The organism is Pseudorhodoplanes sp. (genome assembly GCF_035565795.1).
GTDB lineage: Bacteria > Pseudomonadota > Alphaproteobacteria > Rhizobiales > Xanthobacteraceae > Pseudorhodoplanes.
Window position 1 is genome coordinate 1 of record NZ_DATMRV010000104.1, and the last position, 24,446, is coordinate 24,446.

Here is a 24,446-nt window from a genome sequence, read left to right on the forward strand (position 1 = left end):
AGCAGGCCCCGGAAACGAGCCCCACATAGCCCGAGCCGATCATCGTAATCCGCATCTGGAAGTTCCATCCTTGTGATAGGGCAGGGTGGCCGGATCGCATGCGCCGGTATCGTTTGGCGCGGCCGGCGAACAACCGGCGAAACCGGCTGACGGCCTGGTTATGAATTCACGAGTGCCGCGGTCCCCGCCATTCTTGCCGAGGGCCGCCTATCGCCGCGTTCAAATGGCAGATCAACCCCCCGAGCATCGCCGGAAAGCGGCGACGCAGGTTCTGGTGCAAATCGGCACAAAGGCACGATCGATGCCGGATGTGGTCGGGGAGACAGGATTCCAGACCGAAATACCTGTCGCTCAGACCAACGGAAATCCGCGGTTCTCGCAGGATTGCCGCGCCCTTGTGACTCGGACGTGTGCGGGTGTCCAGTGCGCTTTCCAAGTGACGGCTTAGCGCTAGTCGCCGTCCTCGCTCAAATCATCAAGGTACGTTGGCTCCAGCGGCGGCCAGTCGGCGGACCAGAACCGCGCGAGAAGCTGTTTGCCATAAGCGGGTTCAACGGTCTCTGCCCAGGAGATTAGCCCTCGGACATGATGGAAGATGCCGGAAACAGAGGTTTTTCGCGCTTGGGCATGCGCTGCGGGGCCGTAGTCCGGCGACGTCAGATAGTGGAGATGCAGCCGGATCATGTCCTTATATCCCTTGGGAAGACGGGGGCGGTCGCCATCGACCAGCATGCCAAGGACGATCCGCCTGGAACCGGGGCCGCGGATTGTCGTCTTGCGCAGGTTCGGGCGAAACCCCGCTTCGTTCAGTGACTTGAGAACCAGCCGCTTGAACCGGCGGACATGCGCCGCGTCGCGATCGGCGCCGCAAGAAAAGGCCAGATCGTCCGCATAGCGGGAATAGCGCATGCCATGCGCGCGGGCGAGGCGGGCGAGCACCCCGTCGGTCCTGTGCATCACGAGGTTGGAGAGCATCGGACTGGTTGGCGCGCCTTGCGGGAGCATGCCTTCATGTGCGCACTGATAATAAGGAATCGTGGGCCAGCGCGCCGCAGGATCTGAGGGCTTCGCCCGCTCGCACGCGACGGTCACCAGGCGTGCAAGCTCGAACGCGAGCAGCCGATTGAAGCCGAGTTCAGCAAATATGCCAGCCACGCGCCCTTCGGAGATCGTATGGAAGAAATCCTGGAGATCGACCTTGAGCAGCCAGGCGCATCCGCAGTGCTCCTCCGCCGCCTCGAGCGGCCTGCCCCCGGGGTGAAACGCGTAGCTGGCTTCATGGGCAGACGTGAAGCGGAGGATATCGCTTACGATCCACTGCTGGATCGACAGTAATGTCTTATTCGGTACGCTGATCATGCGGGTCGAAGTTCGCCCCGGGATCCGCTTCTTGAGATAGAAGAATTTATAGGATCTCGGCACCCTGCGCGCCACAAGATCCCGCAAGTGCGGATATGGAACGCCAACCAGCTCGCTCAGATGGCGAAGCGTGAGTACCGGCGTGATGCGAGGATCGGCCGCGCGGATCCGATCAATGACCGAGAGGGCGTTGGCCAGCACGGTTTCGTCGACGCCCTCGCGGCGTCCTTGTGCCCGATAGCGCTGAGGACCCGGCGGCATCGTCTACTTTGACCCACCCGGGTGGGGGGTAATGCGCGTCGCGACCAAGACTTCGCCAGGCACGACGTGCATTATCGCGCAGCGTGAATACTTCGCTCCGCCTAGCGGACGCCGGTAATCCAGCGCCCCAGATCCCAAAAGGACCCGTCGCCGCCGAAGCGGCGCATTCCTAGACCCGCTCACCGAGCCCTCAGCTGCGTCGGATAGTAGAAGGGTTTGCGCTCGGTTGGAAGGACCGGCATTCGCGCTCTGCGCCGACGCAGGCGCTGCAATTCAGCGCGCCCAAGCGGCGTCAGCGCATTGTTCTCCCTTGTCCATCGCGCAATTCGGGTGAATTCAAGCGTCTCGTCGACGGTCCCGAGACTGATCCGAGTTTGGGCCGAAACCAGCTCACGCGTCCTCGCGCCAGCGTCCAAAGCCGCAAGGACAAGCATCGTCTGAATCCAGCGACGCCCGCGACTGTCGGCAAGATAACGCTGCGCGTCGAGCACGCGCAGCATTTTTGCGGACCTCGCGACCAATTCCTCCCGATTCGACGGCGGAAAGTCAGCGGAAGACGCCAAGGCGCTACGGTTGGGAAAAAGCGGCTTCCACCCCTCGAAATCGCTGTGCAGGATTGCGGGCGCGTTGTCCGGGATGCCGTGGGCGAAAGCGATCAACGCCGATGAGGCGCCAAAACCCAGTGGAAAGCGATAGTTAGGCGGATAGGCATAGCAAAGGCGCAACACGGCATCTCTCGCCTCGCCGCGAAACGCCTGCTGAAGCGTTGGACAGCCGGCGACGGTGAGCACCTTGGGGCGAAGTCGGTTCCTTCGCACCAATGCGATGCCCTCCTCCGTGCCGGAATAGGCCAGAACATAGAAATCCACGAGGCGATAGGAGTGCCAGCTGCGAACCGATCGAACGGCTCGAAAGGCCTCCAGCATTTCCCATACGCGGTTCCCCGATCCGATGAAATCCGCGACGATCACAATCGGTCCGGCACGCCGGTCGCGCAACAGGTCGGGGCCAGGATGATCCAGGACAGCATCGCCATGCAGGCGCTGATAGCCGGTGATCAGATTGGCGATTGGACCCTCGCTGCCGACCTCGGGTGCCTTGGGGTCGAACAATAACGGGGCCGGCCCCAGCCCTGTTGCCCGACGATCGCCTGGTTCACCGAAGATCGGTCGTATTGCACCTTGCTCGGTTTCAACCTCGCGCTCGGCATAGAGCGCAGCTGGACGCCCGTCGCGCGATGCCATGACTTGATCGAGGAGTTGCTTCATTCCTCTATGAAACTCATCCGCTCCCACCAGCAGAAGCTCGTCGACCAGGGAAGCAGCCACCGGTCGCTCTGCGTCGTTAAACTGGCTTAGCCAGAGCGTTGCCACAGCGCTGTCGGACAAGGAAGACATGGCCGAATAGTAGCGCGACTGCCATGGTGTGCAATTGCGCCACTGCAGCGAACCGGCGCTTTAGGGACGCGGAGATCCGCACGCCTTCTCCACTCCGCACATCGCGCAGGCTCATCTTCATCGGCGCGAGGCCTAGCCTCTATGTCTGACCGCCATAACAATAATAGACCGACATCATCTGGAATACTGGGTCGAACGTCCGCTCAGCGCTTCAGCACGTCCGAAACCTGTTAGTCTGCAACCGACCCAGAACCAGCCAATCGCCAAGCCGGAAGCTGCTTGGCAGCAACGCGCCGCAATGTCGGCCATTCGACCTACCGGTCGGCAATCCTGAAAGCTGTCCTCCGGTCGTTCAGGCTTGTGCAGGCGCACAGCAATCGATGATCATCCAGCCGCGTCCGGCGAGAATGTCGAGTTCTCCCGCAGCAAAGACATCCTTGCGCATCGCTAGGCACAGGAGATGAGTCGGGCGCGTCATTGCGACATAGTGCAGACGCAGCCGGCCAAGCATCCGCGGGCCTTCAGCGATCACATTGCCTCGGCTATCCAGGCGCGATCCGCCCGCTTTAGCGCCGAGGAGCCAGGGTTTAAGCACACTTAGGTGATGCGCAAAGTAAAAGCTGTCTAGCACCAGTGTCGCGGTGTGGGTCTCACCCTTGACCGAATGGATGGATCCCAGCCGGACCCGGACCTGCGGGGCGTCCTCGGGATAAGCGAACAGGTTGTCGGTTCGCGCGATAGGCGCCGCCCCGGCCTGGAGCGCTGCTTCGCCTTTGGGCCAGGCGAGGAATGCCGCCGCACCCCCGAGCGCCTCGGCGCCGCTCAGTTGCCGGGCGACAGTCTCCGCGTGCGGACGCACCGTCGCCTGCCAATCGGCCTCCGCGATCTCGCCGCGGCTGGCGAGCACGCGCTCGATCAGAGCAAGATAGGCGGGATGCGCCTCAGTGCCGGTGAGGAGGTCAACTATGCGGCGATGCGGCGACTTGCGCGCCATCCGCCCGTGCGTCCCGCCGGCCAGTTCGCTTGCTGCGAACAGCGCCGATGCCGCCGCGTTGATCAACCTGTCGCTGTTGCCGCTGCCCGCCATCTCGAACCGCGCGCGTGCCAGATATTGCGCGAAGCTGGCTGGCGCCGCTTCCTTGCGCGCGCAGGCCGGATCATAGGCGGGGGCGTAATGGCCGATCGCATGCGGCACTGGGCCCGCCTCGTCAAGATCGTGCACGCCCGCCACGGCGGTGAACACACCGCGTTCGAGCACATGGGCGTCAAACGTCGCGACGAGATGCGCCCCATAGCGGGGCAGCACCGACTGCACGCTGGCGTCGTCGAACAGGAAAAGCGTGGGCGCCTGGTGTCCGACGCCGTGCTCGGGCGGCGGCCCCGCACCGACCAGATCATGGGGCGCGACGCCGAGCCCCTTCACTTCATTGGCGAGCGGCTGCGCGAACCGGTAACTGCGCGGCATCGCCTGAACCGCGGCGCCAGGAAAGGGATCGGTCGCAGCACCCTCGGCGCCGGGGCGAGCATAGATCGCTTGATTGGAGTCCCCGAAGCGCTGCCGACGCGACGGCGCGTCACCCGCGCAAAAAATCCGGTGCAGGAGCGCGGACTGCTCCTCGCTATTGTCCTGCGCCTCGTCGACGAACACCAACGGGAAGCGCCGCCGGAGGTCAGCTGCTGCCCCCGGGCGCATGTCGAGCAACTCGTTTGCCCAGACGAACATCTCGTCGAAGCAGAAATAGCCCTGTTCGCTGCCCGTGCGCCGTGCCTCGAGGAGCGCTTGGTAGGTCGGCGTCTGCTGCCCGAACTTGCCGGTACTGCCGCCGGTATAGTCGGGCCGCGTGTAAATCAGGCACCCTTCGCTGAGCCGGGCTTTCTGGATCGCCCAGCGTGTTTTCCCGGGCAGAAGCCCCCAGCGTTTGGCGAGCGCGATTTGCGTATCGATGCAGCGAACGTCGACGCCCTTCGAGCGCAGCCAGGGCAGCGCCAGATACTCGTTAACGAAGGCGTGGATCGTGCCGACGAAATGCGGGTAGCGGGTCAGCGAGATTCCCGCAGCCGAATTGCCGAGCTTGGCTCCGATCTCGTTGCGCGCCGCATTGGTGTGCGAGAGTACGCAGATGCCTTGGTGCCGGTGCGGCCAGCGCGTTGCCAACACGGCGAGCTTAGCGACGAGCAGCGTCGTCTTGCCGCTCCCAGGACACGCTTCAAAATCGACTGTGTCGAGATTGAGCATCGCCCGGAGCCGGCTGTCATCATCACCGACCGGCGCGAAGCCCTCTGGTCCCAGTCCCATCAGCGTCGCCGCCCAGGCGACATCCTGCTCCCGGATGAGATCGTCGAACATCGGCTTCAGGCCGCCGCCGGTCCCGGTGCCGCAGCGCCGTTCGGCTCTGGCACGGGGAACGGCGCGGTGACGTGCGCGATTGCCGCGACGACATAGGGCGGCAGCAGCTGCCGCAACTTGAGGGCGGGGAGCGTTCCGGCTTCCACCTCCTGCTCGAGCAGTTCGGCCAGATACTGGGCGGCGATTGCCTTCGATGCGCCCTCGGCCTCGAACAGCGCATAAATGTGGGAGCCGAGCGTCTCCCGGTCATGACCGGCGTCGGCCAAGGCCTGATAGGCCGCATCGGCCCCGGCAATTACCTCAGGCCGTACTGCACCGCCGGCGTTGAGCGAGACGTCCGCCAATGCGAGCGAAGCGGCGCGATAGACTTGCTTGCCGAGCCCGTGAAAGGCGAGGTCATATTCGAGCGTCCATTCGTCGGAGACGAAGGTCTCGACTCGCTGGCCTGACGCCTTGGCGCGGCGTTCGGTACGGCGCTGAGCAAGCTGCTCGCCGGGCAGGTCGGCCTTGATCCGCCATTGCCGCCGCGAGGGCGGTCGTGCAGGCACCGGCTGGCCTGGTTCGAGCTTGCCGACAATCCACGGCGCCATGTCGGGCATCACGTCCATGTCGGTCACGCAGGCGACGGGGATATTGATTTCGCCATCCTTTTCCGGGTCCTCACGTAGGAAAATTCGCGCATAACGGCCGAGCCCAACGCCGCCGACATTGACCAACGACACGCCATATTCGTGGAAATCGCGGGCGAGCAGCTTGGCGACCACCGGCATCAGGATCGTCTCGGCATCGCCTTCGACGATCATCACCGCGCGCGCGAAGAACAGGTTCGACTTGGTCACGTCGAGGAAGCGCTCGAGAAAGCGATAGTCGGAAGCGCTGAGCTGGGTCTTGCCACGACACAATGGGAAAGCCCGCGCTCCTTCGATCAGCACCAGATTGTCGAGTCGCAGGTCTGAGGCCAGGTTCGGGCTGTGCGTAGTGACGATGATCTGAATTTTCTGGCCATCGGCGCGGGGCTTGCTTGCCTGAGCCTGTAGGAACGACATAAGACGCAGCTGGCGCTGCGGGTGGAGATGCGCCTCGGGCTCCTCGATCAGCAGCAGCGGGAAGCCGTCGCTTTCAGCCGCGAGGAGCAGCAGCTCGCAGGCCATGAACAGCAGGTTGTTTGACCCGAGCCCGCGGTTGTGTGCGCTGTCCGCACCGGTCGACGCCGTCAACGCCAGCTCCAGCTTTTCGAGAAGCTGGCGCAGCCTGAGATTGTCCTCATGCGCTCCTGCAACGCCGATGCGGGCAAGAAGCAGATCATCCGCAAACGACAGAGGCGCGAGATATTCCTCGTTGAGCCGCTTACGCGCCAGCTTGATGCCTTCGCTTTCGCTGAACAGGTGGCTGGCATAGTCGCCGAGCCCGAGCACACTCAGGTCTTTCGGCTCGATTGGCGGGTTGGTGTTGCGGTCGAAGCCAATGCCGGTATTCCGAATCTCGGCGGTGTGCTGGAGGATCTGCGACAGGCGCGATCCGCGCCCGGCGCTCATCGCGCGCTCCGCATCGCGCAACGGGCGCAGATAGGTCGCTGTCAAAAGCGAGCGCGCGCCTAGGTCCAACAGGGGGCCATCGCCTTTGGCGCCGGTGCGCCATTCGGGCGGAAGCACCCGCCGCGAGCTACCTTCCTTGGTGTTGCGCTTGGCGATCCAGGTGACGATCAGCGCGGTCTCGAGCTGTTCGCCGACGTTCTCATAGGTGAGGAACTCGGCGAAGGCGCCACGGTCGGCAATGGTAAGGCCGCGGAAGGTCAAGCGAATGGTGATCTGGTCGGCGCGTTCCGCGCCGGGCGCGCTTTGGTGGAAATCCACCGGATCGACGCGCAGCATATCCTGGTCGCGCGTACCGAGCACCAGGCGGAGCGCATCAATGACCGCAGTCTTGCCCGCGTCATTCTCGCCGACCAGCGCCGTCAGCCCGGGATTGAGCGGAAGATGGAAGGCGCGATCGGTTGAACCAAACAGCCGGAAGTTCTCGATCCTGATCTCAGCAATATACACGCAAGCGCCCTCCAGTAGGGAGACTAGCAGCAAGTACGCGCTAAGAAACAGCTTCTGGCACGAGATCGGGTTGATATCTTCGTTTAAACCTCCTCCGAGGCCAATGCGCGGCGGTGCCGATACGCGCGCGCAGCTCTCGGAACCGGTTGTGAGTTGCTCGCGCGTTTAAGTCACCCAGGAAGGGCCGCGTCCTGGATGACGCTAGTAGGCAGTCCGCTTCTCGCGCTTTTCGAACCGAAGCTGCCAGTCGCCCTCCGGCCCAGAAGCAGCAAGGTGACTGTTGGAGTGAATGGCCCTCAGCAACCCGCTTTGGCTATTTCCGCCTAGAACAACCGGTTCAACAAGTTCGGCTCGCTCACCTTCAGCCGATCGAGCATGCTGTTCACGTAAAACATGTCCGGCGTCGCTATGGCGGGAAGAACGATCACCCCATAGTCTGGCTCGTTCTTGTCCAGCGTAAAAACGACGAGTCCGACGCCGTGGATGCTGCAAAGCGACTTCAGCCGGTTCATGTCGTCGCTGCTCGTCGTCCGCGGGATCACGATGTAGCTCTTATGCGAGAACAGCCGGTAAGCGACCGCTTGACCGAAGGCCACGACGGGCTGGCTGGGGGTTGCCTTGATCTCGGCCGCCACGATCTGCGGCTCGAACTTGAACATGTCCTGGGCGCGGGGCTTGAGGACGCCCATCACGTCCGGAGTTCCCCACTTTCCGCCAAGGCTACTGCCGCCGAGCGCACCCGCGACTGTAACCTCGTCATTCTCTTCGAGCCATTGCGCAAAGCTGGCGTAGAAATCCTGCTCGGCCAGCGTCTCCTGGGTCGCGCCGTTCTTCACTGGAGCAATCGGTGCGGTCGCGGTGGCTTCTTCCGCGGCGATCGCCTCTGCTGCATCCTCCTCTACGAACTTCGACAGCTGATAGGTGCCACGGGCGACCTTCACGATATCGTCCGAGCTCTGGAACAGCACCTGTATGGCCCCATGGATGCTGTTGGGCGGCGTGTCCGGCGCGCCGGCATGGATCAGCTTCAATATCTCGCCCCAGCGTATGCCGCCGGAATGCTCTTCGAGGATCTCGCGGGCGCGTGCCTGGATCTGCTTTCGGTTCAACTTGTCCATGCCTGTCCCTCTCAGCCGATCGCTGCGTCGATCTGGCGCGCGACCCCGCCGCCGCGGTCGAGCTCCGCCCACAGAAACACCACGCTCCCGCCGCTCACTTCCTGCAACCGCGCGCCGATGTTCTTCTTCTCGCGGCTGTCGGCGTTGTCGGTGCGATCGGCGCCCTTGTATTCGACGATCAGCTTGCGGCCGTCGGTCAGCTCGGCGACGAAGTCGGGGTAGAAGAGGTCGGTTGAGGTTGGTAGCGCATAGGACCAGGCGGTGCGGTCGACGTTGCGGACCCAGTGCTTCACCGCAGGATGATCATCGATCGCCATGGCGGCGTGAAATTCTTCGCCGCCGTGCTTCAGATCGCCCACCTGGGAGAACAGGTGCTTCCGTGGTCGCCAAGGTCCTACGTAAGGCGTGCGTGGATCATAGCCCGCCTTGCTAAAGCTGAAGCCGTTGTGGCCGAGAGCGAGAACCGGCGCGATGTCGCCAAGCAGGAGCTGGACACCGCGAGCGCCGGCTTCACGGCGGAGCTGCGTCACGCGCGCGACGATCGCGCGGCGCAGCGCGTACTTGCCACGAACGAGCTGAGCGAGCGGGATGCGTTCGGCGACGCTCTCCACCACGCGGCGGCAATATTCGAGGAAGATCGGCTGGGCGACGTCGCGCTGGCGTGTCGTGCGGTCGAGCCAGCGGGACAGCGCCGCAATGTCCCAGTCCGTTGCGTCGTCCAACGCCAGCTCGGCGGCCGCATCGATCCGCGAGTAAACGACCTGGTCGCCGTCCACGTCCATCTCGAACGTGTCCGGCCGATCCGTCAGCGCAAAGCCGGGCAGGCTCGTGTCGACCTGGCGCAGATCCCAGCCGCCGACATCCACCAGCGTGTCAGGGAAGACGATCTCCAACTGCCCATCACGCTCGATCGCAAGACGCGGCAGTTCTAGCACTTCGCCCTGCTCGGCAGGGGACAGCGACGCCGCGCGCTGGACGAGGAACGCCTCCATCGCCGCCACCGGCGACGTCGTTTCCGTCGTGACCGCCGCCGCCACCTCAAGCAGCACCGCATCGGGAGAAGCCGTGTCGAACGTGATCGCGACGCCGCCCGCGCCATCGTCAGCAATGCGCGTCGCGGCCACCATCTCGGGCGTCCAGCCGCTCTGGTCCGGCCGCTCCTGAACCCGCAGCACCGGCAGCTCGGGCCGGGTGAACAGCGGCTGGTCCTTGCTCCATTCGAACGTCTCGGGCTGCTCGACGATCGCCTCCAACGCCGTGCGCTCGTCGAAGCCCATCTGGGTCAGACGGTCCTTCAGCCCTTCGGCGGCTTCGAAGAAGTTGCGTTCGGAAACATGAGCATAGGCGCGGTTCAGCTCTTCGGACGAGCGCCGTGTCGCGAATGGCATCCGCAGCACGCGGCCGAGCAGCTGCTCCACCGCGCCGCCGCTCCTGATGCTGGCGAGCGAGCAGAAGACATAGGCGAAGGAGCAGTCCCAGCCTTCCTTCAGCGCGTCGACGGTGATGACGTGCTCGATGATGCAGGCAGGATCGAACAGATCGATGCCGTCGAGCTCGCGCTGATTGCCGGTCGCCACCGCGATCCGGTCTTCGGGAATGCGGCAATCTTCGATCAGGTGGCGCTTCACCACATCGACCGTCGCCTCGGCGCCTTCGCGCGCCGGTTGTGCCTGATACAGCGCGATCGGGCGGATGCCGCCCCCATCCTTCGCGGCGATTCCCTCCAGCCAGGCGCGGTTGTCGACCGCATGGGCGATCGCCGCTTGCCAGCTGCCATGCTGCGACAGGTGGATCGGCAGCTTTATCATGTCCGCCGCCTTCAGCTCGGCGGCGGTGGCCGAGACGATGACGTTCGAGCGCACTGGCGTCGCGGTAAACTCCACCACGGCCGCGGGCGCGAGCCGGCCGAACGTCTCGCCGGACAGCGTCGACGTGAAATTGTGCGCCTCGTCCACGATCACCAGCGGCCGGTGCAGCTTCAGCAAATTCGCGAAGCTCGCGATCGGCTTGCCGCGGCGAGGGCCGTCCTCGTGCCGAGCGAGGTCGATTCCGGGGGCCAGCGCCGCGAAGTGCGGCTCCAGCTCCTCGTCGTCGCGATAGACGTTGCGGTCGGCGACGTTGTTGACGCGGAAGGACTGGACGGTGGCGACGATAACCGTGGCGGCATCGGCCATGTCCTGCGGTCGAAGTTGCCGTCGCTCGTCGATGCCGAGCACGCGCACGGCGCCGCCGAACTGCGCCTCCAGCGATTGACGATAGGGGTGGCCGATCTTCTTGAGCGCGCCCAGCGTCTGGTCGGCGATCGCGCTCGACGTGACCAGCCACAGCACAACCGGATAGCGGCGCGCGAGATAGGAGTCGCGCGCGATGCCGATGGCGTGGGTGGCGAGCAGTGTCTTGCCGCCGCCGGTCGGCAGGCGCAGGCAGCAATAGGGCACACCCGGCAACCCCGCGAGCGGGCGGTAGGTCGCTCCATACGCCCCCGGCTCGCCGACCGCGCAGGCGGCGGCGTAGGCAGCGGCATGGTCGCGGATCGCCGCCTGGTCGAGGAAGGTGCGGAGCGCATCGAGCGCGCGGCGCTGATAGTCCTTGAGCTCCATCAGCGCGCCTTCACGTCATAGGGGGTCTGCTTGAAGGTGACGCCGGCTTCGCCCAGCCGCGCCAGGCCCAGCTTCGACCATTCGCCATAGACGATCATCGGCCCGTGCCAACCGCTCTCCGCGCGCAGCTGCGCGAGCAGCGCCGCGGTCAGCACGTTGCCGCCGCTGACGGAGCGATCGCCGAGGATGCCGTTGTAGAGCAGCGCATAGGCGGTGCCGTCATGCACTCCTAGCACCGGCCTATCGGCGGCGCCGGTGAAGGGCGTGCCAGTCTCGCTGAACCAGATATGCGCGGCGAGGGTCGCGAAGCGAATGCCGTCGGCGATGTGACCATCGGCCTCGAACACCGGCGCGCCAAGCCGATAGAAGCGATAGCCACCGCCGCCCGTCCAGCCGACCGCCTGCGACACGCCGCCCTGTTCGCCGGCGACCACCTTGTCCAGCCGCGGCTTGCAATGCGTCTCGGTATGGTCGCCCATTTCGATGCCGATCCAGCGCCGCCCCATCTTGTGCGCCACCGCAGCCGTCGTGCCGGAGCCGAGAAAGCTGTCTAGCACGAGGTCGCCAGCGCGGGTTCCTAAGTTTAAGATCCGCTCCAACAGTTCCTCGGGCTTCACGGTATCGAAAACGGGTGCGTCCGGGAGCAACTGCCGTTGATGTGCTTTCGCCTGCCGTGAGGTCTTCACGTCCGACAGGATCGTAAAATGTGGGCGGGTCGGGGCAGCGGGCGCGAACTCCCTTACGTATGGCACCCAGACCTCCTCACCGAGACGCTGGCGCCTCTTCCACACAAGTCGCCCCTCCTCACGAACTCGTTCGACGCCGGCTGGACTCATCGCCCATCGTGCCTCCCTTCCGTCGTCATGGATTGGCCAAGCCAAGGACCGATCGGGCGCCTCAACTCCAAAGAACATTGTCGGACGGTCGGCGCGTAGGCTGCTCTTGCCGTTTTTCTTCAACAGGCGGTCGCGATAGCGCTGGCCTTGCTCATCTACGGAGCCGTAAGCGTCCAATATGCTTGTGGTTGATTGCTGCTTGAACCCTGCGGCGCCGGGTGCCCGCTCGTAGCAGAGGACGAATTCGTGATCCGGCGTGATAGCGACTTTGTTGTCGTTAGGACTGTCCACCTTCTTCCAAATGAAGGTTGTGACGAAGTTCCTTCGCCCAAAGACCTCGTCCATCACGACCTTGAGATAGTGCCCCTCATTGTCGTCAATTGACACCCAGATGCTGCCGTCCTCCGCCAGCAGCTCGCGCAGCAGCACGAGGCGCGGGTAGATCATCGCCAGCCACTGGCTATGCTCGAGATTGTCGTCGTAATGCTCGAACGCCGACCGCGTGTTGTAGGGCGGGTCGATGTAGATGCACTTCACTGCACCCTTGTAATAGGGCAGCAGCGCCTTTAGCGCGTCGAGGTTGTCGCCCTGAATGAGCATATTGGCGGCGTCGCCATCGCCGCCGTTCAGCGCGGGCACCGCCTCCAGCAGCCGATACGGCACCTCCGCCGCCGCGCGGACGTCGCCTCCGCGCGTCATCCAATCCAGTATCGGCACCTAACCCCCAAATCTCATCAGTCGGACACCAGCGACAACTTGCCGCGGGCGCTGCCGGCAGCCCCCTGACGTCCACCTTCGATGCTCATCATACGCGTCAAGCCGAAGACGAGCTTATCAATCTCGGTGACCGGGATGTGCAGCGCCGCCGAGATATCGTGCTTGGTCATGCACTCTTTCCGTAAACCACCAAACACCTTCTCCCACACCACGGACGTCTCGCGTTCGATGCCCTCCGGCTCGGCAGTGCGATAGCCGTTGCGCGCGATCTGGATGCACAGCTGTCGATTCTCCCACTCGGAGGTGATGCCGAGTTGGCGCAGGCGGTAATTGAGCGCGGCCACCGATACCTTCCACCGAGCCTTTTCGGCTATGATGTGGTTCAACCCACGCACGACCGGAATGCGGGCCCGCACATCCGCTGACGGCATCAAGAACGAGGACGCGAACCGGTTCGCTTCATTCTCAGCCTCGCGCCCCCCCGGACCACCATGCTTGTGCAGGACGAGATGGCCGAGTTCGTGCGCCGCGTCGAACCGGCTGTGCTCGGCCGTCTTTACGGTGTTGAGGAAGATGTAGGGCTTGTTCGACCGCCAGACCGAGAAGGCATCAACCGAACGGGTTTCCTCCACCAGCGAGAAGACGCGAACGCCCTTGGCTTCGAGCAGATGGACCATGTTGCGGATCGGCTTCTCGCCTAGACCCCATAGCTCACGAAGCGCGCGCGCGGCATGGTCAGGTGTCTGTTCGTCGCTGAGATCGGGCACATCAATCTCGGGAAGGTCGAACATCGCCTCCACCCAATCGCTCAGCATAAACGCGAGCGATCCCGCCGCGAGCGCGGCGTCGCGATCGCCGGCCAGCATGTGCGACATCGACCGAAAGCTCGCGGCATCTCGCGGCGGTTGATCCACGGTATCGCCGTAGAAAAAAGTCGCCGGATAGCCGAGCACAGCGGCGATCCGGTCCGCGATATCCGGGGCCGGATCAGTCGCGCCGGTTTCATACCGATGGAGGGCAGGCCGACTCACGCGCGCGGCCTCCGCCAGCTGGCTCTTGCTCAGCCCGGCGCGATGGCGCGCGAGGCTCAGCCTCGCGGGATTGAACATGGCTTACCTCTTGCGACGGACCGGGATGTCGAAGTTCGGACCGTAATCGTCATCATCGCGCCTGCGAACATCGCACACAGGGCCATCCTGATCGATCAGGATGATCCGCTCGCGCCAGTTGCACAAATAGCCGCTTTCCACGGTCATCGGGAACGACAGCTCGGCGCGAACCGTATCGTCGCTGATGTAAGCGCACAGATACCAAATAGGTGCCTCGGACCGGGCGGCGGCGGCCAGCGCCTCCTCAAATTCCTTCAGGAATTCGGGAATCGGCAGTGGCGGTTCGCGGTTCAATCGGACGGCGCGTTCGGAGCCGCTGCCCTTCGCTGACTTGTTCTTCGGCTGCGCATCCCGAAGGCCTGTTGCCTCATTGGTGTTCACCACCGCGATGCGGAAGGCGCGATCGGGATGCACAATCGTCGACAGATTGTCCTGGTCGTCCTTTTCCCACCCGTGCGAGCGTTTCACATCGCGGAAGGTGCGGGTGCCGAACCGCCACGCATCCCAGCCCGCTGCGGTGGGGGGATCATTATCCGTGCAGCCATTGAACGCGGCGACCATGGCGTTCACCACGCGCATGCATTCTTCGAAAGTAAGGCCCAGCGCCTCCAGGCGACGCCGGACGTCATTCGGATCGAACCAGATCGCGCATTCCACGTGAGTCGCCCCGTTACAATTTCGCTCCTCAGATGAGAGAGGATTTTGTAACGGGTGTCAACCGTGCCTCTCTGGTTGGTAAAGGGATCGGCTAAGTCTGCATGGGAAGCGCGCTCGTGCCACCTCGCGCGCCATCGAAAAAGCCCGCATACTGCATCTGCTTTCTAAAGTCTGGATCTTCAGTAAGCCGGGCTGCAAGTAATCGACTCTCCCTCTTTATGAGTTCGTCGATGAACGCGACGTTCGGACTGTAGCTCGCGCGATCCGCTATCTCTTCCAAATAGTCGACCTGAACACCTGCGCGTAGAGCGTCTACCGCAGCTAGTTCGAGCACGTATATGTCATCAGGCGCTGATGGTAGGCCAATGGCGATCCAAAGATCGGCCATGCGCTTATCGACAATTTCGCGCGCTAATGTTTGATACTGATCTACTGCCGCTTGACTCATCTCTGTTGTTGAGATCGAGCAATCGCTGACCGCCGACGCGGGTGGCTCGGCCGACGCGGGCGGTCCCGCGGGCGGGGCCCCTGGTTGCGCCGATGCGAGTGGCTCCGCCAGCGCGTGTGGTCCCGGCGCCGTGCTTGCGGCGGCTTCTGCTGGTGGACCCGCAAGGATAGCTCTCGCGCGCTCGATATCACTCGCGTTTAATCCGAGTTGATCGAGGATCTTGGCGACATCTCGCTTCCAGGCGAGGCGCTCGGCCGTGTCGATGTTCTTCTTGAGGCCCGGCAACTCGTCGAGATCGATCTGCTCATTGATGGCAATGAGCATCATTGCGAAGTTCAAACTGATATCGAGTTCGCGTCCGGCTGCGGCTTCTAGGACCCGTTTGGCTTCGATCCCAGTGTCGCGTGCAGGATCATACACAATGCGCAATGCTTCGATCTGGTCGTCCGTCATCGAGTGCACTGGCATGGTCAACTCGCCTTCGGCGAACGTCCGAGCCCAAGCTCCGCCCGGTCCTCTCTTGTCGATGGGCTTCGCCAGTTCTTTTAGAAACAAGGCGATGAAATCCCGCTCGTAGATATTGCCTTGGTCCATCGCGGACGAAGGAACTCCGCGCCGGCGCATCTCACGGAGGAATGTCAGCTCCTCCTCGCTGATCTCCGATGCAGCAAGCACGTGCTTCCGCGGGCGCGGAGCATCCTGTTCGAATAGCTCTCGTTTCAGGTCGTGCCACCGAAGCGCCGCCAAAGCCGTCGCGTACTTGGCACACGTTTGTTCGAGGGCGACGTGAGCCTCGTGAGCTTCGCGCAGGAGGCGCACCCGCGTTTTGGACATCGCTTTCAACGCTACCGGGATCGTGGTGGTTACGAGATCCGGATTGTGTAGCGACTGACGGATGTCCTTGGCGGCCTTGGTCAGCCGCCCTTGTTCATCCCGCTCTTCAGCCCTCGCACGAAGGCGCTCGATCTCGGCGTCGACCTCCCCCTCAATCTCGCGGACACGTTCCATGCCGCTCTTAAAGGCGGACGAAATGAAATGAGAGCGTTCCATCCAATGCTAAAAGGATCGGCTCCCTAGATTGGCAAGTCCAATCGCGCGCGCCGATGTGCTGATAGCCACCTGTTGCGCTTCAGCAACACGAGCCCTTTTGGCGACTAAACTCGAAACCGAATCTTTTTAGCGGGTCAGTGGAAAAGCTAACGCCCCGGCTGGGCGAGCGTTAGTCTCGGAAACACGCGCAATACCACTGTTTTGGGGCACTCGTGCCCCAAAACAGCTGCGCCCTCAGCTTCGCTTCGGGTGACCGGCCGGCGGCCGGGCGTCGCCTCGGAAGAGGCTCCGTCGCCCGTCAGGGCTCTGGGCGGCCCGCTCAGCGGACCTTGGGTTGCGCCATCCCTGCGGTCGGCGCCGTTGTCCCACTATCCCACCTTATCCCGAGGCTCTGTGACACGCGATCGCCATCGCCTGTGCCGGGAAGCTGGCTGTCGATCGGGGTGATGATCAGGGAGGATTAGGGGAAAAGCGATTGCGTGCTGACCCCTCAGAATCACTGGTCGTCCCCGGGGGCATCCCCACCTTCAATCATGATGAGGCAACCATGCGCGATCCCATGCGCGGGCCGGGCAGCGTCCGCGCACCCGGCTCGATCCTGAGCTACGATATTGAAACCATATCGCCGCCGACGCCGGACGGCTCGTTCCCGCCCTGGCCGACGCACCGGCCCGTCGCGATCGGCTTCGCCACGGCGTGGCAGGTCGCCGGGGGCTGGTCATTCGACATATCCGCCATGGTCGTCGCTGATGGCGTAAGCGAAGCCGACCTGGTTCGTGAAGCCGATCGCCGCATGGGCAACGCCGGCGTCGTGACCGGATACAACTCGCGCCAGTTCGATGCGCTCGTCCTGCGGCTCGCTGCGCAACGCACGCGCTTGTGGTCGTTGAAGGCGCTTGCCGACCATGCCGCCGCCAACCGCTTCGGGGCTGAACATGCCGATCTGGCGGATCTCTATTCCAGCCACGGCCGGAAGGTGGGGCTGGCGTCCCTGTGCGACGAGATCGGCATTCCCGTGAAGATGTCCACCTCCGGCGGTGATGTCGCCGCGTTGTGGGAAGCCGGCGAGACCGATCGCATCCGCGACTATGTGATGGAGGACGCGGTCGCCACGCTCTGCCTGTTCTTCGCGTGGACCGCCGCGCGGGCGGGCGACGAGACGCTGGTCACGCGCCCCATGGCGGCGCTCGCCAGGCACATCGAAACGACGCCCGCGCTGCATCACCTGCACGCCTTCGTAGATTGCGCGCTGATCCGCTGGTGCCGACCGCGCGCGATGAAGGCGGATATCGCGGCCGCGCTCGAGCGCATGACTGCGAAGCTCAAGCGACAGGAGGACGAACGCGCCTTCGCCTCCTGATCACCTTCGCTATCATCAGCCCTTTTCGGCCCGGTCATCCCTGTGATGGCCGGGCCGCTTTCATGTCGAGGAAAGCCATGTCCATCGAAACCGCCACTCTCGCCACCGCCTGGATCCACCAACCGGCGCTCGGGCAACGACCCGCGCGCACGCTGCTGGTCGGCGCCGCGAAGCTCAGCATCTTCTACAGCTTCGGCACGCTGGGCTTCGACCTTCAGGCCCATTCGACCACCGTCACCGATGATCCTGCCGAGACGATCTCCTGGCTCGCAGATGCCCTCCACGTTCCGCCTGGCCGCCTTCTGCTGTGGCGCGCCGAGGACATCGTCGTGCCGTCGCTGCTCGCCGCCGCCGAGACTGCGCGTGATGCCGTGGCCGGGGCACGGCTGCTGCGCGAACTGGATCTCGCCTTCACCCGCGAGGTGATCGACGTTGCGGAGGCGCATGGCGGTGCTGCAGCAACCTCGTTTGACGCGATCGCGCATCGGCACGGTCTGCCGTTCGTGTCGATGTCGAAGGCCGAGCTCGCCGAAGCGCACCGGACCGGCTGCCACTGGGCAATCCGCAAACACCTTGCCGCGCGTGCGGTCGCGACCTGGCGGCTGTGGCTCGCCGGCCGCGAGGACGCCGAACCGCTCATCGAGAAGACCGAGGCCTGGCTTGCCACTCCGGATGCGGAGGTGCGCCTGTGATCCAGATCGTCGAGGGAAAGCCCTTCATCCGCCCGTGCCGGTCCATCCCACCGGACGGCAACGAGTTCGGCGACGCGCTCGCATCGATCTCCGCGCTTTACGAACCGCTGACCAAGATGCTGCCGCTCGCGGGCTCGACAGCGCTTCTTCCCAGCCGGGCAGGCGGAGAACCGCGCATCACGGCAGCCCTTCGCGCTGAAGCGCCGTGGTTGGCTGCGGCGATCGACCGGCTCGGCGAGCAGGCTGCGATGAGCCAATGGGCCGGCAAGCCATGGCTGTCGTTCCGGCCGATGCTGCTGGTGGGCCCGCCGGGGGCCGGCAAGACCCACCTTGCGCGCCGCATCGGGGCGCTGTCGGGATGCGGCGACGCGATCCTCAGCTTCGCCGGGGTCAACAGCAGCAACGAGCTTGCGGGCAACCCGCGCGGCTTCCGCCATCAGCAGCCCGGTTTTCCGGCCTGCGTCCTGCAGCGGCTGCAGGTGGCAAACCCGGTCATCATCATCGACGAAGTCGACAAGGTGCCCGCCAATGCCATGGGCGATCCGGCCGACACGCTGCTCGGCATGCTCGAGCGATCGACTGCCAATCGCTTCTTCGACGGGTGCCTCGCTGCGGAAGTCGACCTCAGCCACATCAATTGGGTCCTCACCGCGAACAGCCTGACGAAGCTGTCCGCGCCGTTGCTGTCGCGGGTGGACGTGGTGGAGGTTCAGGGTCCGGGTCCTGAACATGCCGAGGTGGTGCTCGCCTCACTCTGGCGCGACGTCGCTCGAGATGCCGGGTTGCCCCCGTCCGACCTGCCTCGCCTGGAAGCTGCGGCAGAGACGCTGCTGCTTCGCCTGTTCCGCAACACCCGCTCCGTTCGCCGGCTGCGCCGCGCGATCGAGACGGTCGTCGCCGTCTCGGCGCGACACGCGCGCCGCGCGGTCAACTGACCCCTCAATGGGGACCGAAATGAGCATCCTGGGAAACAGGAAAAAAGCTCCGGCCAGGAGGCCGTCACCAGAAGGAATGATCAGATGGAATTGACCGTATTGCACCACCAGAACCTCATGCTCGCGCTTCGGCAGGCGATGGGGTGGCCGCTGTTCAAGCCGGCGAACGACAGCATCGCGTTTTCGGCCGGCCGCGAGGTGGACTTCGAAACCGGCATGGAACTCGCGCGCATCGCGCAGATGATGGGCAAGGATCTCGTCTACAGCGGCTGGGCCGATACCCGGGTCAAGGATCCGACGACCTTCTGCGTCGCCTATCGCGAGATGCTGACGGTCGACATCGTCGATCGGCTGGTGCCCTTCGCCGCCAACGACGATGCGCCGATCATCCTCGTCAGCACCAAGGCCGACGAGTGTTTCATGATCGACAAGCGCGGCTCGCTGGTCCGAGTGGAAGGCAAGCCGAAGGGGATCGGCAAGGGCCGGAAGCTGGCGATGAAGCGGATCAAGGCCGCCGCGGCCGAGATGAGCGACAAGCCGCTGACCGGGAACCGCTTCGTGCCCACCGGCGGCGACTGGATCGCCCCGGCAGCGCCGGTGGAGACCGTCGTCCGGTTCGGCTGATCTCTTCAAGAAAGACGGCCGACTCCGGCCGCTTTCATTCTCTTCCGCCATCGAAAGACGCTTCCGCGCCGCTCTTCCAGGGCGGCGTGGGCTTTTCCAGGAGACAACAATGCTCATCAACCAGGAACAGCTGAAGGCGGCCCGGCGCGAGTTCATCGTCCGGCCTCGTTCGATCTCGCGCGCTGATTGGCCGGATTTCAAGATCCGCCCGGTATCGGAACAATGGCGGTATGTGGGGCGCGTGCCCGCATATCGGACCATGACGGCGAACGTTGCCTACATCTGGCGTGACAGTTCGCCGGTCGATCGATTCGGGCCGATGCCCGCGAGCTTCGCTGAACGTCGCTTCGAGCTGAAAGGATCTGGCCTGGCACTTCCGGCCAGCGCACCCCTTTGGGCCGCAACCAATCCCTATCGCATCTGGGAAGAGGCGGATCACGCTACGGCCGCGTCCGGCGACCCAACTGACCTGGCAGGCTGGCATGTCATGATGGAGATCCCGCGGCACATCCGGCCCGAGAACTGGCGCTGGATGGTGGAGGGCTTCGTGCATTCGCAGTTCGTCGCGAGGGGTGCAGCCGTGGCGTGGGCGGTCCACGCGGTCGAAGGCCATGATGGCGACTGGATCGTCGCGCCACACAGTCACCTGATCGTAACTGGGCGACACTGGCGCCACGATTATCGCCGCGGTCGCCGGCATCCAAATTGGATCGCCAGCTGGGCGCAGCAGAAGCGCGCGGAGTTCGCTTGGCGACGGCGCTGTGCAAACCTGCGCGATCTAGAAAGCGTCGGCTTCGATCGCCTCGCGCTGGCAAGCCAGCGAGTGGATCCACTTTGGGCCTAAGACTATGTCCGTGTGCAGATCCCAGAAGGCTCAACAGAACGAAACGGGGCGGCTCATTGAGCCGCCCCGGGTGATCATTACGCTTCCGCAGGCGGCGGAGCGTCTTTCTGATGCGAAGGATGGACACGCTCGAACAGGCGATCATATTCCTTCGCCAGCGCTTCCAGCGCCGCTTCCTTGGCCGCCAACGCAGTCACCAACTCCCTGTTGGTAGTCGTCATCTCCTCAATCTGGCCGGTCGCCTCATCGCGCTCCTGTTCGGTGACGCTGAGGCTGTCCATCAGCGATGCGATCTCACCTTCCAGGATCGCGATCTTGACGTCCTTCATTTCGGCCCGTGCCGCCAACGCCTGGCGCTCGGCCTGCAGAGCGTCTCCCATCAGACCCGCCACGGTGGTCACAAAACGTTCCCGCATCTCGTCGGACATAGCGAACGGGGTGAGCTTGGGCGCCGCCTTGCGCTGGGCGCGCCACTCGGCGAGGAACTTATAAGAGCTGTGGCGGCTGCCGTACCCGAGTTCGTCCCAGATCATGCTGCCGTTGATCTTCTCTTCCGGCACACCGCCGAGGATCAGCCTTTCGGCAGCTCGTGCGACATCGGGGTAGGTAATCCACTTGTCCTTCTTCACCATGATCAGTCTCTAAGATTTGCCCGCCGTGCAGCTTGTGCAGCTCGTGCACCTTGTACTGGTTGTACACGACGGAAATTGGAGCGGCCTCAACAGGGGCGATCGGATCAAGGGCTAGGGTCAAGGCGCTGCCCATTTCGAGGGCGGCGCAGACAAGCAGCGCGTCAGTGCAACGCTTACGTCCGCCGTAAGAAGCGAAGGTTCCCCAACACTTCGGGCTGCCAAGGCGATTGCAAACAGGACGGCCAGCATGGCCGACAAGAGCACGACACGACTGAGCATCGCGGATGGGCACTGGTCCGCAACGGCGGCAAGGAGTGTGCCGATGGCGACGAGCTTGTCGTCGTCCAGCAGCGATGCCGACGCGACCGGAGGCGTTTTAGACGCCGGAGATGCGGTTGAACGTGTCACCCGCTGTTTTATGTTCGTGTCGCGTTCTCGCCAAGCGAGTTGATATAAAATTTGAGGGCGATGAAGGCGAACGCCCCTCATCGCCCAGAGGGTTAGCGCGCCACCTTCCTGGCATCGCTGCGGATCTTGCGTTCGCGGGACGAGCCGACACGCGATCGCTGATCGAGTGGTAGCAAGCGAATAGAAGATGCCGGAACGTGTTCGGTGAGGATGGGGATATATTTCAGAATGAAGGCCTGACGCTCGGCTAGCACCACGTCGAGACCCTCGGTCTCAATCCTTTTGGAGTAGGAAATCCCGTTTACGCCCTTGCGTGCGTGGCCCATCACATCGGCGCGGATATTCTCGTTGACTCCCTCAACCTCGTAGAAGCTAGAGCCGAGCGCGCGGATCGAGTGAATATCCGGACCCTTGCCTCTCGCATTGACACGGACAGGCAGGCGGTCGGCGATATAATCTGCCATGTGCTGCCAAGCACGCTCGTAAAAGAATGCTCCGCCGCGCTTCTCCGACTGCTGGTAAAGCTCCGGGAAGAGCGCCACATGGCCCTCCCTCCGGATCGCCGCGATATAGTCGAGCAAGCCCAGGCGGATCAGCTCGGGATGGATTGGGAGATGGCGATTGCGGGCGGGCCGCTTTTCGCCCTTCATCTCACCGTCACGGCCACGCGTCAGGTTGTCCCGGATCTCGAAGTGCGGGGTGGGGTGATCCACAGTGAAATCAGCCAGCTCCAAACCGCAGATTTCTTCGCGGCAAGCACTCGAATAGAACCAGATGAGCGGCGCGAAATAGGCGGCATCGTGCCAAACATGTTCCGCTCCGCGTTGGTTCTGAAGTCGGCGAAGCGCACCGCCGCCGCCGAGGTATAATGGAGACCGAAAAAGGCAGTCCATGTGCTCGCGCTTCCAAGGTGGACGCAAATCCTTCTTCTCGGACGCGGTGATCTTCACTCGCTCGGCAGCGAAATCCACGACGACGGCACCGGGGAACTTCGGCTTCCAGTAAGACTTGGCGAGCACCTTACTGACCGTACCCATGAAGGACAGATCGCGGTTGACCGTCTTATTGCTACGTCGCTGGTCGGGCGTCAGCGGAGGTAGTTCCGCTACCACCTCGTCAAACGGGCGGGACAACGGTCCTTCCTCGAAGGTGCCGAACCGGAAGTCCTTGGGAATCCTCTGCAGGCCTTCCTTGAAGCGGCCTGCGTCGAGATGGTTGTACGCACCTAGCGGACGGTTGCCGGTGATCCAGGCGAAGCTGAGCATGATGCGTCGCTGCTGGCCGGTGTCGCCCTTCCAGACCTTGTCGGCCTTCAACTGGGCGATCACCTGATCGATGATCTCGGAAAACCGACGGGGCTCATATTCAAAGAAGTAGCTCTCGGGCTGCTGCGCTGCAGGGATGCCGGGAAGCGGAGTGTGCGATGCGCGGCCCAAAAGCGCCTTGGCCTCCGGCGACATTTCGCCGAGGTCGGAGATCAGCGCGCGAACGGGATCCGGGGCATCAAGCGTATCGTCGTCGAAAACCCGGGCGACTCGCGAGCAGGCTGCGGCACTCGCGCGTATCAAATGTATGCGAGCAGCTGCAATATTCTGGCTGTGCGCGGGGGCGCCTATGGACGCCAAACGCCGGCTGACATCTTCATCGTTCAGTGCTTCCACGGCCTGACGAATATAGTCCTCGATCATCGGGATCTCGTGTCCGAGACCCTGTTCGATCAGCCTGGCGCGGTCCGCTTCGGTCATTCCGAGGTTACGATCGGGGAGCCGTAGGATGCGGTAAGCCTGCGCTTCTTGCGCGGCGACCTCAGGCACCGACGACGACCAGGACGCATTTTCATAGGCGCTGTGGACGTAGAAAGAGAGCTCTTCCTCCAGCTTCTGGCGGAAGATCGCCTCGATCTCGGTTCCGGTGAGGGCCCTCCCATCCTCCAGCATCATGTCGATATCTACCTTCACCCTGACAAAGCGGGCCGCAAGGATCGCGGCGAGCCTGCGGGCCTGCCTGGGATCGGAGGTCCGCAACGCTAGGGTTATAGGTTTGGAGATAAAATTTCGGAAATGGACGCGGCGCCGGAAGGCGTATCGGCCATCGATGCGGACGGCATAGGGGATGCGGGACATGGGTCTTCGCCTTTCCGCATGTGCCGGCATCGTGTGCAGGGGTCATGTGATCCAAGCACGCGGCAGGCCCATGCTAACGGGCGGATTTCCCTCGCTTTTCGCGATAAAGTGGTCGGGGAGACAGGATTCGAACCTGCGACCCTCTGCTCCCAAAGCAGATGCGCTACCAGGCTGCGCCACTCCCCGATCCGCAGGTGCCCTTAGGTTTCCGGCTATTCAGGCGCAAGCGGCAATGGCGATTCACGGCACGCGGGCGTCACGTTCCGCAAGCCTTACGTTCGGGGCACAAAACCTGCGCTTCCGGCCGGAAAATCAACAGTTCTGATGATTTTCGGAGTGCTGCGCTCTGATAGCGCCGCGCGGTGAACGGGATCGTTCGGAAAACCAGCATCAATTTCAGCGGGGGTCTTGGAAAAATGAGGAAGATCGTACTTTTGATCGCGTTGCCCTTGGGTCTCGCGGCTTCACCGGCCATGGCGCAGGACGAGGGCGGCCTGTCGCTCGGCGTCACGGGCGGAACGCTCGGGATCGGGCCGGAACTCGGTTATCGGGCCTCCCGCAACTTTGGAGCGCGGGCGAGCGCCACGTTCCTCGGGATCAGCCGTGATGTCGAGTCTGACGACGTGAACTACAATGGCGACCTCGATCTGCAATCGTTCGGCGCGGTGATCGATCTTTATCCGTTCGGCGGCGGTTTCCGCCTTTCCGCCGGTGCCCGGATCAGCGACAACAAGGTGAAGCTGACCGCGACGCCGACGGGCGACGTGGAAATCGGCGATGACAGCTACACCTCCGCGGAAGTGGGCACCCTGACCGGACGGGTGGAACCCAAGGATTTCGCCCCTACCCTGACGATCGGCTGGGGTGGCGGCCTGACGCGCGGGGTG

The 24,446-nt window shown here is 63.6% G+C and carries 18 protein-coding genes and 1 tRNA gene; 6 read left to right on the top strand and 13 right to left on the bottom strand.

Annotated elements, in window-relative coordinates; genetic code table 11:
- Positions 1-450 precede the first annotated feature (450 nt).
- The 10 genes from VNZ93_RS10355 to VNZ93_RS10400 all read right to left on the bottom strand — a co-directional run bounded on the left by VNZ93_RS10355 (position 451) and on the right by VNZ93_RS10400 (position 15,899).
- Positions 451-1,620: a reverse transcriptase family protein gene (locus VNZ93_RS10355; RefSeq protein WP_051585410.1), complete on the bottom strand. Its 1,170-nt coding sequence runs from the start codon at positions 1,618-1,620 to the stop codon at positions 451-453.
- A gap of 179 nt (positions 1,621-1,799) precedes the next feature.
- Positions 1,800-2,948 (bottom strand): phosphoribosyltransferase-like protein, encoded by a 1,149-nt coding sequence (locus VNZ93_RS10360; RefSeq protein ID WP_150113347.1) that lies wholly within the window; start codon positions 2,946-2,948, stop codon positions 1,800-1,802.
- Between the two features lie 421 nt (positions 2,949-3,369).
- A complete protein-coding gene (locus VNZ93_RS10365; protein WP_037483237.1) occupies positions 3,370-5,364 on the bottom strand; it encodes a UvrD-helicase domain-containing protein in 1,995 nt (664 codons plus the stop codon).
- A 5-nt stretch (positions 5,365-5,369) separates the two neighbouring features.
- Complete coding sequence (locus VNZ93_RS10370) at positions 5,370-7,406, bottom strand: ATP-dependent nuclease (protein ID WP_037483235.1); 2,037 nt, start codon at positions 7,404-7,406, stop codon at positions 5,370-5,372.
- Between the two features lie 323 nt (positions 7,407-7,729).
- Positions 7,730-8,524, bottom strand: coding sequence for a hypothetical protein (locus VNZ93_RS10375; RefSeq protein WP_037483233.1), 795 nt, complete (start codon positions 8,522-8,524; stop codon positions 7,730-7,732).
- Positions 8,525-8,535: 11 nt separating this feature from the next.
- Complete coding sequence (locus VNZ93_RS10380; RefSeq protein ID WP_037483230.1) at positions 8,536-11,124, bottom strand: DEAD/DEAH box helicase; 2,589 nt, start codon at positions 11,122-11,124, stop codon at positions 8,536-8,538.
- A complete protein-coding gene (locus VNZ93_RS10385; RefSeq protein ID WP_325703947.1) occupies positions 11,124-12,659 on the bottom strand; it encodes a site-specific DNA-methyltransferase in 1,536 nt (511 codons plus the stop codon). Before VNZ93_RS10385 ends, VNZ93_RS10380 begins: the two co-directional genes overlap by 1 nt.
- A gap of 35 nt (positions 12,660-12,694) precedes the next feature.
- Positions 12,695-13,786: an ImmA/IrrE family metallo-endopeptidase gene (locus VNZ93_RS10390; RefSeq protein ID WP_325703950.1), complete on the bottom strand. Its 1,092-nt coding sequence runs from the start codon at positions 13,784-13,786 to the stop codon at positions 12,695-12,697.
- Positions 13,787-13,789: 3 nt separating this feature from the next.
- Positions 13,790-14,347 carry a hypothetical protein gene (locus VNZ93_RS10395; RefSeq protein WP_325703953.1) on the bottom strand — a complete coding sequence of 186 codons (558 nt, stop codon included), beginning with the start codon at positions 14,345-14,347 and terminating at the stop codon, positions 13,790-13,792.
- 187 nt (positions 14,348-14,534) lie between these two features.
- A complete protein-coding gene (locus VNZ93_RS10400) occupies positions 14,535-15,899 on the bottom strand; it encodes a hypothetical protein (RefSeq protein WP_150113346.1) in 1,365 nt (454 codons plus the stop codon).
- A gap of 589 nt (positions 15,900-16,488) precedes the next feature.
- Here VNZ93_RS10400 and VNZ93_RS10405 point away from each other — a divergent pair.
- From VNZ93_RS10405 to VNZ93_RS10425, 5 genes are all read left to right on the top strand, one after another.
- A complete protein-coding gene (locus VNZ93_RS10405) occupies positions 16,489-17,301 on the top strand; it encodes a hypothetical protein (protein ID WP_037483220.1) in 813 nt (270 codons plus the stop codon).
- A 77-nt stretch (positions 17,302-17,378) separates the two neighbouring features.
- Entirely contained in the window at positions 17,379-17,993 is a 615-nt protein-coding gene (locus VNZ93_RS10410) for a hypothetical protein (protein WP_325703959.1), read from the top strand.
- Positions 17,990-18,928, top strand: coding sequence for an AAA family ATPase (locus tag VNZ93_RS10415; protein WP_051585407.1), 939 nt, complete (start codon positions 17,990-17,992; stop codon positions 18,926-18,928). Before VNZ93_RS10410 ends, VNZ93_RS10415 begins: the two co-directional genes overlap by 4 nt.
- Before the next feature lie 84 nt (positions 18,929-19,012).
- Positions 19,013-19,552, top strand: a complete 540-nt coding sequence (locus VNZ93_RS10420) for a hypothetical protein (protein ID WP_037483216.1) — start codon at positions 19,013-19,015, stop codon at positions 19,550-19,552.
- A gap of 109 nt (positions 19,553-19,661) precedes the next feature.
- The gene (locus VNZ93_RS10425) at positions 19,662-20,396 is read left to right on the top strand and encodes a MobA/MobL family protein (RefSeq protein ID WP_051585406.1); all 735 of its coding nucleotides are present in this window, start codon (positions 19,662-19,664) and stop codon (positions 20,394-20,396) included.
- Positions 20,397-20,473: 77 nt separating this feature from the next.
- Here VNZ93_RS10425 and VNZ93_RS10430 read toward each other — a convergent pair whose 3' ends face one another.
- The 3 genes from VNZ93_RS10430 to VNZ93_RS10440 form a co-directional block, all read right to left on the bottom strand.
- Positions 20,474-21,028 carry a DNA-binding protein gene (locus VNZ93_RS10430; protein ID WP_037483214.1) on the bottom strand — a complete coding sequence of 185 codons (555 nt, stop codon included), beginning with the start codon at positions 21,026-21,028 and terminating at the stop codon, positions 20,474-20,476.
- Positions 21,029-21,528: 500 nt separating this feature from the next.
- Complete coding sequence (locus tag VNZ93_RS10435) at positions 21,529-23,559, bottom strand: hypothetical protein (protein WP_037483212.1); 2,031 nt, start codon at positions 23,557-23,559, stop codon at positions 21,529-21,531.
- Positions 23,560-23,668: 109 nt separating this feature from the next.
- Positions 23,669-23,745 (bottom strand) — tRNA-Pro (locus VNZ93_RS10440).
- 176 nt (positions 23,746-23,921) lie between these two features.
- On the opposite strand from VNZ93_RS10440, the gene VNZ93_RS10445 reads away from it, so the two are divergent.
- A partial coding sequence (locus VNZ93_RS10445) for a hypothetical protein (protein WP_325703965.1) occupies positions 23,922-24,446 on the top strand: 525 nt, incomplete at its 3' end.

Excerpts from the sequence above, each read along its gene's own strand:
- VNZ93_RS10375 (WP_037483233.1), bottom strand. The coding sequence starts at position 8,524 with ATGGACAAGTTGAACCGAAAGCAGATCCAGGCACGCGCCCGCGAGATC.
- VNZ93_RS10385 (WP_325703947.1), bottom strand. The coding sequence starts at position 12,659 with ATGACGCGCGGAGGCGACGTCCGCGCGGCGGCGGAGGTGCCGTATCGG.
- VNZ93_RS10395 (WP_325703953.1), bottom strand. The coding sequence starts at position 14,347 with ATGGTCGCCGCGTTCAATGGCTGCACGGATAATGATCCCCCCACCGCA.
- VNZ93_RS10390 (WP_325703950.1), bottom strand. The coding sequence starts at position 13,786 with ATGTTCAATCCCGCGAGGCTGAGCCTCGCGCGCCATCGCGCCGGGCTG.
- VNZ93_RS10365 (WP_037483237.1), bottom strand. The coding sequence starts at position 5,364 with ATGTTCGACGATCTCATCCGGGAGCAGGATGTCGCCTGGGCGGCGACG.
- VNZ93_RS10430 (WP_037483214.1), bottom strand. The coding sequence starts at position 21,028 with ATGGTGAAGAAGGACAAGTGGATTACCTACCCCGATGTCGCACGAGCT.
- VNZ93_RS10410 (WP_325703959.1), top strand. The coding sequence starts at position 17,379 with ATGTCCATCGAAACCGCCACTCTCGCCACCGCCTGGATCCACCAACCG.
- VNZ93_RS10400 (WP_150113346.1), bottom strand. The coding sequence starts at position 15,899 with ATGGAACGTGTCCGCGAGATTGAGGGGGAGGTCGACGCCGAGATCGAG.
- VNZ93_RS10380 (WP_037483230.1), bottom strand. The coding sequence starts at position 11,124 with ATGGAGCTCAAGGACTATCAGCGCCGCGCGCTCGATGCGCTCCGCACC.
- VNZ93_RS10420 (WP_037483216.1), top strand. The coding sequence starts at position 19,013 with ATGGAATTGACCGTATTGCACCACCAGAACCTCATGCTCGCGCTTCGG.
- VNZ93_RS10355 (WP_051585410.1), bottom strand. The coding sequence starts at position 1,620 with ATGCCGCCGGGTCCTCAGCGCTATCGGGCACAAGGACGCCGCGAGGGC.
- VNZ93_RS10425 (WP_051585406.1), top strand. The coding sequence starts at position 19,662 with ATGCTCATCAACCAGGAACAGCTGAAGGCGGCCCGGCGCGAGTTCATC.
- VNZ93_RS10405 (WP_037483220.1), top strand. The coding sequence starts at position 16,489 with ATGCGCGATCCCATGCGCGGGCCGGGCAGCGTCCGCGCACCCGGCTCG.
- VNZ93_RS10435 (WP_037483212.1), bottom strand. The coding sequence starts at position 23,559 with ATGTCCCGCATCCCCTATGCCGTCCGCATCGATGGCCGATACGCCTTC.